The 13,826-nt window shown below is 42.7% G+C and carries 12 protein-coding genes and 1 pseudogene; 8 read left to right on the top strand and 5 right to left on the bottom strand.

Annotated elements, in window-relative coordinates:
• Positions 1 to 329: 329 nt before the first annotated feature.
• A complete protein-coding gene (locus tag ACNFCI_RS22460) occupies positions 330 to 2,168 on the top strand; it encodes a hypothetical protein (RefSeq protein WP_416768250.1) in 1,839 nt (612 codons plus the stop codon).
• 363 nt (positions 2,169 to 2,531) lie between these two features.
• Positions 2,532 to 3,038: a DNA-binding protein gene (locus tag ACNFCI_RS22455; protein ID WP_078473297.1), complete on the top strand. Its 507-nt coding sequence runs from the start codon at positions 2,532 to 2,534 to the stop codon at positions 3,036 to 3,038.
• A gap of 48 nt (positions 3,039 to 3,086) precedes the next feature.
• Here the strand turns inward: ACNFCI_RS22455 and ACNFCI_RS22450 are convergent, their stop codons facing one another.
• From ACNFCI_RS22450 to ACNFCI_RS22440, 3 genes and pseudogenes are all read right to left on the bottom strand, one after another.
• Complete coding sequence (locus ACNFCI_RS22450; RefSeq protein WP_411268636.1) at positions 3,087 to 3,899, bottom strand: methyl-accepting chemotaxis protein; 813 nt, start codon at positions 3,897 to 3,899, stop codon at positions 3,087 to 3,089.
• A 42-nt stretch (positions 3,900 to 3,941) separates the two neighbouring features.
• Positions 3,942 to 4,700 (bottom strand): annotated as a pseudogene (locus ACNFCI_RS22445) (MCP four helix bundle domain-containing protein); the annotation flags it as partial.
• Positions 4,701 to 4,851: 151 nt separating this feature from the next.
• A complete protein-coding gene (locus ACNFCI_RS22440) occupies positions 4,852 to 5,091 on the bottom strand; it encodes a hypothetical protein (RefSeq protein WP_261242606.1) in 240 nt (79 codons plus the stop codon).
• A gap of 356 nt (positions 5,092 to 5,447) precedes the next feature.
• On the opposite strand from ACNFCI_RS22440, the gene ACNFCI_RS22435 reads away from it, so the two are divergent.
• The 5 genes from ACNFCI_RS22435 to ACNFCI_RS22415 all read left to right on the top strand — a co-directional run bounded on the left by ACNFCI_RS22435 (position 5,448) and on the right by ACNFCI_RS22415 (position 11,328).
• Positions 5,448 to 6,353, top strand: coding sequence for a replication initiation protein (locus tag ACNFCI_RS22435; protein ID WP_084967135.1), 906 nt, complete (start codon positions 5,448 to 5,450; stop codon positions 6,351 to 6,353).
• A gap of 1,171 nt (positions 6,354 to 7,524) precedes the next feature.
• Positions 7,525 to 7,905 carry a hypothetical protein gene (locus ACNFCI_RS22430; protein ID WP_212624319.1) on the top strand — a complete coding sequence of 127 codons (381 nt, stop codon included), beginning with the start codon at positions 7,525 to 7,527 and terminating at the stop codon, positions 7,903 to 7,905.
• A 233-nt stretch (positions 7,906 to 8,138) separates the two neighbouring features.
• Positions 8,139 to 9,845 (top strand): shufflon system plasmid conjugative transfer pilus tip adhesin PilV, encoded by a 1,707-nt coding sequence (gene pilV, locus ACNFCI_RS22425; protein WP_416768248.1) that lies wholly within the window; start codon positions 8,139 to 8,141, stop codon positions 9,843 to 9,845.
• A gap of 64 nt (positions 9,846 to 9,909) precedes the next feature.
• On the top strand, positions 9,910 to 10,581 hold the full coding sequence (locus ACNFCI_RS22420; RefSeq protein ID WP_416768247.1) for a hypothetical protein: 672 nt from the start codon (positions 9,910 to 9,912) through the stop codon (positions 10,579 to 10,581).
• A 393-nt stretch (positions 10,582 to 10,974) separates the two neighbouring features.
• The gene (locus ACNFCI_RS22415) at positions 10,975 to 11,328 is read left to right on the top strand and encodes a single-stranded DNA-binding protein (protein WP_148299926.1); all 354 of its coding nucleotides are present in this window, start codon (positions 10,975 to 10,977) and stop codon (positions 11,326 to 11,328) included.
• 664 nt (positions 11,329 to 11,992) lie between these two features.
• On the opposite strand, the gene ACNFCI_RS22410 is transcribed toward ACNFCI_RS22415, so the two are convergent.
• Complete coding sequence (locus ACNFCI_RS22410; protein ID WP_416768245.1) at positions 11,993 to 12,349, bottom strand: hypothetical protein; 357 nt, start codon at positions 12,347 to 12,349, stop codon at positions 11,993 to 11,995.
• A gap of 825 nt (positions 12,350 to 13,174) precedes the next feature.
• Between ACNFCI_RS22410 and ACNFCI_RS22405 the strand changes: the two genes are divergently transcribed.
• A complete protein-coding gene (locus tag ACNFCI_RS22405; RefSeq protein WP_416768244.1) occupies positions 13,175 to 13,327 on the top strand; it encodes a hypothetical protein in 153 nt (50 codons plus the stop codon).
• Between the two features lie 43 nt (positions 13,328 to 13,370).
• Here ACNFCI_RS22405 and ACNFCI_RS22400 read toward each other — a convergent pair whose 3' ends face one another.
• Positions 13,371 to 13,712, bottom strand: a complete 342-nt coding sequence (locus ACNFCI_RS22400) for a hypothetical protein (RefSeq protein WP_416768242.1) — start codon at positions 13,710 to 13,712, stop codon at positions 13,371 to 13,373.
• Positions 13,713 to 13,826 lie beyond the last annotated feature (114 nt).

Below are 13,826 nucleotides of genomic sequence, written 5' to 3'. Positions count from 1 at the left end.
TCATGTGCACGCACACGCACGCCCGCGTCTTTAGTTATCAATATATAGATATCAAATATACTAGATAACAATAATAAAGATTACTAGACCGCACGCATACACAACCGCCACACACAAAACAATCAGCACAAACATGCTTGATATACATTTTTTATGTGGTTCAATATATGTATATGGCTCAAATTTTCAAAGAAGCCCTTTAAAGCATACCTGCTATGTTAACCATCCCACTTTTGCTACGCAAAAGATGTGACGGTTAACGCAGGTGCCTTGTCGGCAGGACAGAAGCAAAAGCCAAGAGCAAAAAACAACCCATTACTGAGGATAAAATGAATGACACCAATTTGCAGACAATCACACTGACGAAAAGAGATCGAAACTACTCCAACCTGAAGGGGTTGGACAGCTCGTTGAAGCACTCGCTTAGACTGGACCAAAACGAGTATGACGACTTTGAATTCAACCCCAACCCACCGCACCCCAATATAGCCATTATTGGTGGCGTGGAGCAGGTGCTAACGAGAGAACTGGCAGAGCAATTACTGGCCGACTTCAACGACCAACTACAAACCAAACTCAAAGCAACAGAAGCGTCTGATGAAATAGCCTCAGAAAAAGAAAAACTGAGAAAACTCAAATCCAAGTTGATTAAATTCATCAACGCAACTGAACCCACAGAGATAAAAGAATACGTCACATCGGTTATGAAGGGAGAAAAGCCGCTGGTAGTCGGAGACTACGCCGCCCTACTCAATCAGCACAAAATCAGCCGTATATCCCAACGTATCGACCTCTTGGAGAACTACACCATCAAGAAGCGAGAGATCGAGCAAAACGCACCAGATCGAGCCGTATCAAGGACGGTCAACAGGGTTAAAGAGATCATCCTTGTAATCCCTGAACCCAACAAACTGGCAATAACCAAGGCTTACACTGACCTGCTACAGAAAGCCTTGCACCAGTTCTACCAAAAGAATTTTCCCAACAATGACATTCTATTTTCGTTCAGTCACTTGGACGAAACCACAAACCACGTCCACGCCTTCCTTGACCTTCAAAATACGAAAACTGGGAAATATGATTTTTCGGCCCAAGAATTTGAGTTCGCATCACAATACTACGCGAAGAATAAGGCTCGACTTGACAAGATATCAGAACCACCGAAATTAGAAGATTTCAAACTCCCCAACCGTAGTGAGGAAAAGCAGAACCATAGGTTTATCCGAGCACGCGAATCATGGAAGTCAAAAGTCATGCAGGTGGCTTTCTATGAGCACTTTAACAGCTTAGCCGCTGCATATGGCTTACAAGCCAAATTCCTACCAAAATCTAAAGAGCATCAAGAATTTTTAAGCAAAGTTGAGCAGGAAGCCAAAAAACCGAAAAGTGAGCGAAGCCACAACTATTACACCAGACAGATAGAAAAGCTGCAGCAAAAACTAACCACGAAGGAGGTCGAACTTATCGAGCAAAGGGCCACTGCCGTCACCCTAAACACAACAATAAAAGACCTGATAAGCACCGTAGCCACTTATAAGGCAACCATTCAGACTCTGGAAATACAGGCTAATGAGCAGAGAAAAGAAAACAATGAGCTTGACCATCACAAACAAAAACTAAACGACGAAATCACCGAAAAAACCACAAAGACAAAAGAGCTTTCTTCAAATTTCAAAACCATGAAAGAGAGAATGACCAAGGAACTTAATGAGTTACGCAAAAAAATCAAAGAGGACACCAATAGAAAATCAGTCTTGGAGAAAGCAATCAAGGCATACGAGGAAGAGCTAGAGCCTTTGATTAAACGCTTTGATATTCTGGTGGATCGCATACTTGAAGCCAAAAGGCTCGACGAGAATCCAGAGCAATACTATAAGAGATTACGAGAAAACACCTATGAAATGGCTAGCCGCTTGGGTAAAGAGAAACGAAAGGACTATCTATTTAACGTTACGGAACAACTCAAAGAGCAAGGTTTAGACCACACCCAAGCAACATTAGGATTTACTGACAAAGTAAAGCTTTGGGCATCTGATACGTTCACCAGTAAGCAAGTGGTTGAATTTGACAAAGAAGAAGCCGAGCAGGCAAAAGCGGCCAGAAAGAGAAGACTACTAAAACCCAAACCGCCAAGCCCATTTCAAGACCCTTACGACCCATATCAATAACCGCATAGTGCGGTTTTCTGCTCTTGGAGGATACGATACATCATATAGCACAATAGTATTTTTAGCCTCACCCCTTGAAACTCTATTTTTATATGATTTAATAATAGCAATAATAAGTCACTATTATCATTATTATTGCAATAACAATAATAGCAACTTAATTATTCTTATTATCACAAGGAAGATAATAAGATATTATTCTCGCTATCCCTCTGAGTTTTCCTTGATTCTGCTGGGTTTCCACCCTTTGGTGCAAACCACAAAACTCATTGATAACGAAAATAATAACGATATTATTCTTATTATTATTGTAGTAGCAATAATAATTCAGTAATTATTATTCTTATTAATAGGAGGAAATAAATGAACAACACAGTATTAGAAAGAATTTTCAACGTAGCTACAGAGTTGTATATGACAAATGGTAAAAAATCATATCCAACAGTTCACCAAGTCCGAGCCATAGCTAAGACAGATATGAATACGACCAGTGAAGCAATGAGGCAATGGCGTAAAGAAATGGACGCGGAGAAATCCGACCAGTCAAACGGCTCTGAAACCTTTCAGAAAGCCATCAGTGAAGCGACGGCAACGCTTTGGAGCATTGCAGAACACGCTGCAGGTGAAAACCTCAGAAAAGCTCAAAAGGCTTGGAATACAGAGAAGTCAGAGCTTGGAGAAAAAACTCAAACCCTTATCAATGAAAATGAACAACTACGATATGACCTTGACCTTGCGAAGAAAATCAATCTTGATCAAGCAGGTGAACTACTTGATGAAATGACCTATCGGAAAATTGCAGAAACCGCGTTAGAGGAAGAGAAGCAAAAAAACCAGAAACTGACAGAGCTTTTAAACCTCCAGAAATAAAAAAGCCCCGAGATGGGGCTTTAACGCTTTTACGCTCTATTGCCGCATTCAAAGCCTGAACTTTGAAACCATCGCATGTAAATCCACGGCAAGACGCGATAGCTCTTGACTGGATGCGTTCGTCTGATTTGCTCCAGCAGAAGTTTGCATTGACAAATCTCTGATATTCACAAGATTTTTGTCTACCTCACGGGCAACCTGTGCTTGCTCTTCAGAGGCACTGGCAATAACCAAATTCTTTTGATTTATCGAAGCAATAGCCTCACCAATCACGTCCAGAGCATCATTAGCCTCCCGAGCCACCTGCAACGTGCCATTAGCTCGCTCTTGGCTCTCATTCATAGCATCAACCGCACGATCAGTACCAGATTGAATCCCTTCAATCATTTTTTCAATTTCGCCTGTCGATTGTTGAGTACGATAGGCCAGTGCCCTTACTTCATCAGCTACAACTGCAAACCCTCGACCAGCTTCACCAGCCCGAGCAGCTTCAATTGCAGCATTAAGTGCTAACAGGTTGGTCTGTTCCGCAATTGAGCGAATCACTACCAAGACCTGACTAATCTCATTGGCATTTTGTGCCAACAACTTAACCTCTTCCGAAGTATCAGAAACGTTACCAACAAGCCGGTTAATAGACTCTAAAGCCTGACTAACCTTTTCTCGACCTTGATAGGTGCTCTTATCAGCAGCTTTTGAGTCGTCAGCAGTATTAACAGCGTTGCGAGCCACCTCTTCAACCGCTGCTGTCATCTGATTAACTGCCGTAGCTGCTTGGTCAATTTCAGCACTTTGCTGATTAAGTCCGCGATTCGTATCCTCAGTTACAGCATGTAGCTCTTCCGAGGCAGAGGCAAGCATATTGGACGATTCAGAAATTTTCTCTATTGTCTCATGCAGACTATCTTGCATCCGCTTCAAAGCAATCAGCAGATGAGCAGGTTCATCGCTTCCAGTAACATGAATATTTTGAGTAAGATCACCACTGGAAACTCTATCAGCAACTATAACTGCCTCAGATAGTGGAGACACAATGCTCCGAGTCAACACGATAGCAATTACGACCATTAGCATCAAGATCAGGATCAACGCTACAACAATCATAAACACTGCAGCATCGAATGCTTTGCTTGTCTGATCGGCGGCGTGAACAGCACCTTGCTCATTAAACTTGAACAGTTTATTCAAGGCAGCCATCATCTGATCCGCTGCACTAGCAAGCGGCCCATTAGCCACTTCAATCTCATCACCACGTTCTACTGACGCAAGTACACCATCCAGTATCCGCTCTTGATAGGATAAATATTTGGCGTAAGAACTTTTGAAGTCCTCAAACAGCTTTCGATCATCAGGTGAGTCTATTCCTTTTTCATAATTAATTAAAAAAGCGGATATTTCTTGATTGATACGTCTTACCAAACCAACCGTTTCTTTTAACCGATCGCCTTCTTTCATGGTAAGCGTCCTGAGCGTCAACGCTCTGGTACGCCCCAGACCACTACCAATCACTCCCACGTCCTGCACCGCTGGCAACCACTCGTCACGGATTTCAGCAGTCGCGTCATCCATCTCGTTGGCTTGGAACAGAGCAATCAACCCCATCGCCAAAACCAATAACCCAATTATCGTAAAGCCGAGGCCAGCCCGACTCCCGATATTCATATTTCTCAAGCTCATAATCCCTCCTTTCATCTTTAAACCCAATGGTATGTAACGACAATATCGGCAACAACTCAAAATTCTTTAAGGATATTTTGTTAGGCCATACTTTATTTCGCAATAAATCTTCGACTAGTTGACGAGCCTTTTGCTCTCAAGTATGATCCGTCCGTCTACGAGGAATGGATTTTCCTACTTGATCGACATTTGCCCGCCTAGTGCGGGCTTTTTTTGCCAACAACAAGTGCAAGTCTTTACCTCCAACATCCAGCCCTATAGATGCCATCTTGTCTTTTGCTCGTTTAACGAAGAGCAATCCGTTAAGCCCTACAAAAGCACCCTCTGCTTTAAATTCTTTTTCGAGACTTTTACTGTACTCGTCAACCAACCTCATTAATTTGTCTTCTACCTCATCAGCGAAACGTGTATTAAATAATCTTATTCATAGTAGCTGTAATTGTTAATTACTAACATTTTATCACATTAGGATTCATTTGCTAATTCGAAACCACAGGCAATAAAAACCCGCCAAAGAGCGGGCTTTTTACTATTCAAATTTGACAAAACAACAATATATGGCAATTTGAATAGAACAGAAAAAGAAAACCACCTTGGGGAAGGTGGCAAGACATACATACATATAACAATATTTTATAAAACTTACATCTCCATTTAATCACCAAATAAAATATTGTCAAGTCCCTTCCCAAAGTTTTCTTTTTCTAAATTTAATATTAGAAGAGGATAACGATGGGATGCGTAAAAATATTTGAGGACTACTTACCAAATAGACCTTATCACACAGACGATTTAGTCAGTGGCCTAAAAATCAATAAAAAAGAAAAAGCAAAACTTGCTCGACTTGTCCAACCAAACGGGCCAACCCATAGATACTGGATGGTTTTCGACCTCGACAGATCCAACGCCGGAATGCACTGGGATGACGTTGGAGCACCAGCCCCTAACCTAATCGCTCGAAATCCGGCCAATGGGCACGCCCATTTGCTCTACTTGCTACAAACCCCTATCCGAACCGCAATCGACGCTAAAACAGCCCCTTTACGCTACGCTGCAGCCATCGAAGCAGCATTGCGTAACCTTCTGGGAGCAGACAGAGGCTACTCCGGCCTGATCTGCAAGAACCCGATCAACTCACATTGGATCGTTACCGAGTGGCAGGCAGATCCATATACATTGGACGACTTAGCCGAATACGTTGATTTAACCCCTGAAAAGGCCAAAGAAAAGCCCATAGAGGATTATGGCTTGGGTCGTAACTGTATGCTTTTTGACCAATTAAGAGCGTGGGCATACAAGGCGATTCGTCAGGGTTGGCCGACCTATGAACAATGGCTAAACGCTTGCTTAGACCGTGCCACCGGCTACAACGTTAATTTTACTACGCCGTTGGACATATCCGAGGTTAAACACACAGCCAAGAGCGTAGCCAAGTGGACACATAGAAACTTTACCCGTGGCACCTTTGACGATTATGTCGCCAAAACGCATTCAAGCGAAATACAGGCCATCAGAGGACGCAAAGGCGGATTGGTCGGTAATGGTGGAAGACCTGCAACTGTCACCGCAAACGGAAACCCTTGGGATGTACTTGGCATCAGTCGTGCAACTTGGTACAGACTGCAAAATCGAAAATAGTATTATAGTGGTGAGACAAAATAGCCTATATCAGATAATAGCACCCGGTGAGGGTGTTTCTACTTTCTCCCCTACCTCCTTTCCTCCCATTCCTCCCTATATACACCCACGTACATACCCACCGACACCTCAATAGCCGTATCACTCACGGAAAAGGGTCAAATGGGGCCGTTCTCGCTTGAGCGATACAAATCCTCGCCCAAAGTTAAAGACACGCCCTAACGCCTTAATTTCGCACTACACTACCGAATAGCCTACATAGGTTTGGAGATACATCCCCGAACCTATATGTATGTATACATACATATCAAATTCCTTTCCTGATGAAAATCTCACACTCTTCCAAATTCATCAAAAACCATGAACATCAATCACTGGGCTGATGAACCTAACTATCCGCAAACCATTGTCAAAAGCACTTTATGACAAATTCGAGTTTTTTTAAAAGACCTATGACAGTTATGACAAAAATGACAAACCCAAAAATAACCGTAAAATCAACCAAATATTGGGAAACACACAAACAAAATAAATTCAATCGACATGACAGATTTAGACCGGGGCACATTACATAGGTTTGGAGATATATCCCCGAAGCTATATGTATGTATACATACATATCAAATTCCATAGGACAACCCACCACAGCAGCCCACTTCAATCTTCCAAAAACCTGTATTTTTGTCATAAACCCAAAACAGGTCATTTTCGATAAAAACCAACCCCATCGACCCGCAAGCATTAAAATGCTATTTTCAAAAAAAATCTTGAAAATTTTTTACAACTTTATATCAAATTATTGATAACTCGATTTTTTCGACCATCACTTTATGGCTTAATTACGGCAAAAAACGCTGTCAATAGCAAAACGAAAATATTTTTATCGTTAAACCTTATTTGAATTTAGGGTTCAACTCTATCGCATTTTACTTAGTTGATATTTGCAATTAACCCCGACTAAAAAATCAAACCACACCTTCAAAAATCTCTCCAATTTTAATTTCAGGATTGAACGTGGGGGATAGGTCACGTAAAAAATTGAAAATTTCAAAACTCTGCCTCCGATTGGCGGCTCGCCAAAAGCTAGCGTAATACTTCGAAGATATATCCCTGAAGCATTGACTTATTTTAAACCTATGCTATTTGTATTTAAAACAGCATAGGAGAATATATGAAAAAAGCAGAAATAGCGGGAAAGATAGGCGGCATGGTTGGTGGTTTCAAACGACGAGAGCGTCAAAGATTTTTAGTCAACTTCCTAAAAATAATAGAAATTGAGGAACACCCTAACTTAAGGCTAACATCAAGCCTCGCCAAGAAACTCATAGCGGCATTTTCTGGCTATAAATCAGTCTCCAATGGCGTATTAGTAAAGGAGTTCGGAAGATCTAACAACAAGGTAAAACAGCAAAACCTCGATGAGATTGTAAGCCTTATGGTGGCAAGACATAGAGATACATACAAGGACCTGTGGGGCGATGCAAAACGAAAAATTGAAGATGATGCTAACGAATACAAAAAACGCATAATCGAAGAAATGCGACCTCACTAAACCCAAACCATGTAACGCCCCACGATACATACTTATATCCTCGAAGCCATTTTCTTGCTTCGCGGACACAAATTATACTTTGACAGAGTATAAACACCCCACCACGCTTTAACTCAAACAACCATAAGTTCAAGGTTATATCCCCAGACCTAATTCTGTTATTTTTTTTCGCAAGCACTCTTTTATATTTTATCTTTTATGTAATAATAAAAATAAGAACAAAAGATATTTACATGACAATCAAGAGAAAACAAAAAGGTTTAACCCTATTTGAAACCCTGCTTTCCTTAACAATAGTAATGGCCCTTGTCGTCAGCTTCCTCTATTGGTATATGGAACGACAACGCGAGCAACAAGCAACAATATTCGGAAAAGATATAGTTTCAATTATCACCGCATTTGACAAGCGTATCCATCTCGATGGGTGGGACATAGATAACTTCAAGAACGGCACTGAATGGAGTGGTTCCCCTGAAATCCTTGAAATGCTCAATAATGAATTTGTCGCTAAAGAATCCACTTGCGGAAATGAAAAAAGCTGGGTGCCTGTTTTATCTAAAGAGAAATCAACTCAGTTACTTCCGTGTAAATTCTGGTCAAGAATCCCATATGACTTCATTGCGAAAGCAAAAATAACCCCAGATGAAGAAGGCTTTATAAAAACTTTCAAGGTGATATTCCAACCTAAAAACTTATCGTCATTTTCACAAAATTTTCGATATTTCAACAGAGCGAAAATAGCTGCCAATGCTAATGACTCTTTCAATGTAACTGGCGGTCATCAGTTCTACTTTGCTTCTTTTTCCGACCCAGATACTAAAATAACTAACACCGAATGCCTTGCCTTAAAAGCAGATTGCACCCTAGTCGCCACCTATGACAGAGAAGGCGGGAACGAATACTTAAGAGTGGATGGAACTAATTCCATGTTAGGTTCAGCCGTTACATTTAAAGAATCCAAAGGGCATAACAGGCTCCGTTGTATCAAGTGGATCAAAGATACTAGCGGTGGTGCTTGGGAGTCGAAAACCGTAGATTGCGGTATCGGAATCCACACCGAAACGGGTAGCCCAGTGGCGGTGGATGTTGCAGCAAACTCATCGACCAATGAAAGAGTAATGCTTGATAGGCTTTGCCCTGTATATACTCATTCCGCAGATGGACTTATCGAATCAACCGAAAATGCACCTTGTGGAATGCTTTCCCAAGACGATGCGGGCACAGAGGTAGCTTATCAGGTCATTGATACCCTTTCCGCAGGAAAAGGGCTAATCAAAACGCTTTACACCGGTACAATATTTTCAGACGAAATAAATACTAATTACATGAACGTCAAGAAAGACTTGACAGTTTTAGGCAATTCCAGAATGGATGGAACCTTGACTGTCAAAGGTAGAGGGCAGTTCGAGAACAACATAAACCTAACAAAAGTAGAAACCGCTGGTGCCTCCTGCTCCCCTAACGGTTTACTTGCCAGAGATTCAAAAGGGTTAATTTTATCTTGTGAATCTGGCATTTGGACAACCCAATCAACGTCTGGCATGTATGCGTTTTTTAATGCTACAACCTGCCCGCCGGGCTGGATACCAGCAAACGGCTCAGGTGGAACACTCGACCTACGCGGCCAGTTCGTAAGGGCTTGGGATAACGGCAAAGGCATCGATCCGGGGCGTTCCTTAGCTTCTGCACAAACTGATGATTTTAAAAGTCATACTCATACAGGTTCCACATCTAATAATGGATCTCACTCACATGGTTATACATCTGCTCATGCAGGTTATGGAGGGCCGCTTCAGTCAGGTACCGGGTTTGGTGATTCCTATGTAAGATCAGCAACAGAAGTAGCGGGTGCTCATTCTCACACCTTATTAGTCAATAACACTGGTGGAACTGAAACACGCCCTAAAAACGTGGCATTACTCGCTTGCATGAAAAAATAGCGTCACCTCTTTTATTTGGTTCGCTATATGGTATTTTATTATTAGATAACATAAAAAAGCAAAAATGAATAGAATAGCAATAACACTTTTAGCCGCTTTAACAGTTGGAGCAACCCAAGCAGGATATACGTTGATAATTCCCCTTGAGCAAAGCCACGGTGGGGCACTTCCTAATGGCTCGATAAATATCACCTCTAGAACTCCGGGCCTGCCAGTCGAAAACTGGCAGCCAGCCGAGCCACTTTATGGTAACTGGATAAATTATGGAACTTATTTTGGGTGCGACAATGAGAAATGGGAAGGTGAGAAGGCACCCTATAGCCGATACCGTGCAACAAACTCCACCTGCAAGCTAAATCAGAAGAGAACGGTTCAAAATCGTGAGATAGAACAAACTACATTAGTTTATAGAAACGTCGGTGCAGAATCGATGGAAACAAGAACTCTTACAAATCAAACCTTTGTGAATATTGGCGAATGCGTCTACAGTTTTGACCCAAGCAATCCAGATTACTCTAACGCATCGTTTTGGACTGAACTATTACCCGGCAACGGCTTTAACACTTATTACATAACCATGCAAGGCACAATCTTTAATGAAACAATAACAAAAGAGCTAACCTCTTACTACTCAAACACTCGATCAGCGGTGTATTTCAAAGGAGACGCTAAATTAGAGAACATATTGCATTCCGGTAGCTACCATTATCACGAACTTTGCTACATCAGGATTTAAACTAAAATCACAAACAATACGGCAAAATGAGAAGGCCCATTATAGGTCTTTATTACGAAGTTTGTAAATCTTAGGGACTACACGATGAAACCATCAGATAAAATTATGCAATTTATGGACATGACTTTGAGCAATAAACTCAAAGTTTTTGGGAAGGATTCCTTTCACTTAATACTTGAGTTTATGGGGATATGCTGGGAGCTTGTGGTAATCACGATTCTCGCAGGAACGAGGCACATGCCACTCCTGATATTTATTCTTTTCTCCACAGTTATATTCTGTGAATACGAACAAATTCAACAGTTTTTTTCAATCACTTTATAGCATTCGCTGCCTATCGTAAAAATCTACTATGCTATAGAAAATGGATTGCAAACCAGCGAGGGACGCCAGATGGAAACAAAAATCAACGACGACAACACCAACATTGCGTATGGTGGCGTCTCAGGATACGTAAATACGGAAACCGAGCTCAAAACAAGCCCAAGCGGAGCGAAATATCTCTCGATTTTATTAGGGCGTGGAAAAGATGATCGAGGAAACGCTCTCGCCTCATATAACATTATAATCTTCGGAGAAGATGCTCAACTATTTTCAACACAAATAAAAAAAGGCGACTTAGTTCGCTTCACTAGCATATCACTTTGCCCAATAGTTGAGAATGGTAAAACCTATGCCTCCTCATTCAAACTGGTAGGCAAAGATTTTAGAAAAATTTGTGTAGATGCACTAAAAACTAATCTTTGAATTTACACAATGCCGCATTAGCCAGCCTCACCATATCCAACCATTCTGAACAGCAAATTTTTGCATCTTGCATTAAGCACTCTGCCGCTATCAAGGCCTTGTGATAGTTATCTTCAGATAGCTCGACATGCAAATATTCAGAAACCCAGTCTTGGAAAACCTTCGGCTTAGTCGCCGACTTACTAACAAAACTCATTACAACACTAATCTCTGTGAACAATGCCTAACAATAACCACTCAAATTATACGTGAAATCTTCCACTCACGCTATCCGTTCGTCGGATAATGGCTTGAAAAGACAGGGCGGCGTTGACATTATTTACAAACTTGCTGCCTGAGTGCGTCAAAAGGTCTCACCCCTTGTAAAACCTATCAACCGTAGGCACTGCCTACCTTATTTCCGTCCGTAATATCTGAGCCAAAAACTTAACCTCATCAGTCGAAGATGCTGGACAGTCCCTCTAATTGTTTATGTAAAGCATTAGCATTTCATTGGCAGATGCTGCTACAACTTCATTGATAGTAAAAGCCAATGAATTGGACAGAAACATTGAGGGAGTAAGATACAAACTGATAGGGGATATGAAAGCGGCAGTGGAATAACAACTTTATCCACGAGCCTTCAAGGATTGGAACGTGTTAGAAACTCAATCTAGCAAGGCTATCAATATTTAGATTTAAGTCGGCACTCAGATATTTTTAAAGCTATATTTCTATATACTTCCTTTGTTATTAACTCACGCTCCGAAAAGTATTGACTTACGACAGAAGCATTAAACAACAAGCGACTAGACTGCTCGCCACCATTTTGATTAGCAAGTCTGTGACAATACAACAACAAAACCCCCAAAGTGGCCTCGTAAATACTTGCCCCCTCATTGACAGAAGCTTTTACAAAGTTTTGGAATTCAGACTCATTAACGTGCGTCAGTATTACATCGAATTCTAAATCAAAATAAATACTCAAGCTATGTTTAACCAACTCACTAGATTGTTGTTTTTTAAAGAAATTGGTTTGCATGATGTCTACCATCCTTTGGCACAATAGTGGCACACGGCTATCAACCAATTGTAAGGCTTGTGGGCACCGTTGCCAATCCAACATCACGCCAGACTTGCAAATCGCCAGAGGGTACTGTTGTGCATTTGAACCCAGAGTTCCCGGTCCCCATCGTCACGGGTACAAGTCCCCGCACCGTTGGCGACCCAGATCCAGAAACAAGCAAGAGTACGGCTCAGAACCTCGCCAGAGGCACCGAAGCATCATCAGATAGGGCTAGGTAGGCACAGGGGCCAAAAACGCTCAGAACGAGCAGCAGGAAGGAAAAACGACAGACGAAAAAATGGCGATCTGCAGTTCAGGTTTTTGCTACAAAACCTTGCTACAAATCGCCATTTTCTAATCCTCTTAAATCATTGATTTATAAGGATTTTTTCAATATGGCGGAGAGATAGGGATTTGAACCCTAGGTACTGTTGCCAGCACAACGGATTTCTAATCCGTTTTCGGCCTTATATTTTTTTGAGTCAATTTTGTATAACCCAATAAAATCAGTCACTTCAACACAGCGTAACGCAACAGCACTCCACACCATTCGGGGGATCAATTCCCCCAAAATTCCCCCAGGCCAGCAGGACTGGAAAAACGCAACACGACAGTGCTATCGTTCCGCCACTTCGAAATGCTGGCCTTGTTATTCCTGGCCACAACAAGCCAGTTGGGCCGCTGCGCCATCCTCTCTGGAAAACCCATCGTAGCTGGGAAAAAGGGAATATGCAGCGAAGTCTGAACCTCCTCGCCAACTGCTACATGAGACCAGGAGAAACAGCTTAGAGGAGGTCACCCATGGGTGGATTGAATCAAGCTGGTTCAGCAGTTTTGCACAAACGCATTCGTGCGTTCGGTAGCATGGCCATCGGCTTCGGCTTGATGGGCATTGAGCCTGTGTCCGCTGTTGCACTGGCTCTCGCGGCTACCGTCGTCTTGGCGATGTTGTAAGGCTAGGGAGGCCATGGACACGGACGTGGCCGCCTGAACCTATTCAGCGACACGCTGTTGTCGCCGCTTCCAGCTGCTTCTCGTACCCGATCCGCTGCCGACGCTCAGCGAGCAGCGCCCGCACTTTTACTTCCAGGCTGTCGCTCTTGCGCAGGTCGGCGGCCGCCCAGGCTGGCACCGCTACCTCCGGTGCCAGACACGGCACCTGAACCGGCACCTCAACGCGCACGTACTGGACCTGCGGTTCTACCTTGCCGGAGCACCCAGCTAGGCCCAGGGTGAGCACAAGTCCACCACCACAGGCAAGGCCACGGATTACGCGGCTTGCAGCTCGAAATCCCCATTCTTCTGCACCACAGAAATGCAATTTCAGCCCCAGGCTCATAACCCCAGCTCCTTGTCGATGATCGAGGTCGCGGCCTCGCACTGGTCGCCACCGGTGCGCTCCTGCTGCAAGCGATTTGCCGCCTCGTAGTCGGCCTGGGCGCTGGCCTGTGCA

Origin of the sequence: Pseudomonas sp. NY15356, from assembly GCF_048068175.1 — a bacterium.
In the GTDB taxonomy this organism is placed as follows: Bacteria; Pseudomonadota; Gammaproteobacteria; order Pseudomonadales; family Pseudomonadaceae; genus Aquipseudomonas; species Aquipseudomonas putida_K.
Note: the sequence above shows the minus strand (reverse complement) of the source record. Positions and strands in the feature narration are given on the sequence as shown.

Bases quoted from the DNA above. Each gene is read 5' to 3' on its own strand.
- ACNFCI_RS22460 (WP_416768250.1), top strand. From the start codon at position 330: ATGAATGACACCAATTTGCAGACAATCACACTGACGAAAAGAGATCGA.
- ACNFCI_RS22455 (WP_078473297.1), top strand. From the start codon at position 2,532: ATGAACAACACAGTATTAGAAAGAATTTTCAACGTAGCTACAGAGTTG.
- ACNFCI_RS22450 (WP_411268636.1), bottom strand. From the start codon at position 3,899: ATGCTTGCCTCTGCCTCGGAAGAGCTACATGCTGTAACTGAGGATACG.
- ACNFCI_RS22440 (WP_261242606.1), bottom strand. From the start codon at position 5,091: ATGAGGTTGGTTGACGAGTACAGTAAAAGTCTCGAAAAAGAATTTAAA.
- ACNFCI_RS22435 (WP_084967135.1), top strand. From the start codon at position 5,448: ATGGGATGCGTAAAAATATTTGAGGACTACTTACCAAATAGACCTTAT.
- ACNFCI_RS22430 (WP_212624319.1), top strand. From the start codon at position 7,525: ATGAAAAAAGCAGAAATAGCGGGAAAGATAGGCGGCATGGTTGGTGGT.
- pilV (WP_416768248.1), top strand. From the start codon at position 8,139: ATGACAATCAAGAGAAAACAAAAAGGTTTAACCCTATTTGAAACCCTG.
- ACNFCI_RS22420 (WP_416768247.1), top strand. From the start codon at position 9,910: ATGAATAGAATAGCAATAACACTTTTAGCCGCTTTAACAGTTGGAGCA.
- ACNFCI_RS22415 (WP_148299926.1), top strand. From the start codon at position 10,975: ATGGAAACAAAAATCAACGACGACAACACCAACATTGCGTATGGTGGC.
- ACNFCI_RS22410 (WP_416768245.1), bottom strand. From the start codon at position 12,349: ATGCAAACCAATTTCTTTAAAAAACAACAATCTAGTGAGTTGGTTAAA.
- ACNFCI_RS22405 (WP_416768244.1), top strand. From the start codon at position 13,175: ATGGGTGGATTGAATCAAGCTGGTTCAGCAGTTTTGCACAAACGCATT.
- ACNFCI_RS22400 (WP_416768242.1), bottom strand. From the start codon at position 13,712: ATGAGCCTGGGGCTGAAATTGCATTTCTGTGGTGCAGAAGAATGGGGA.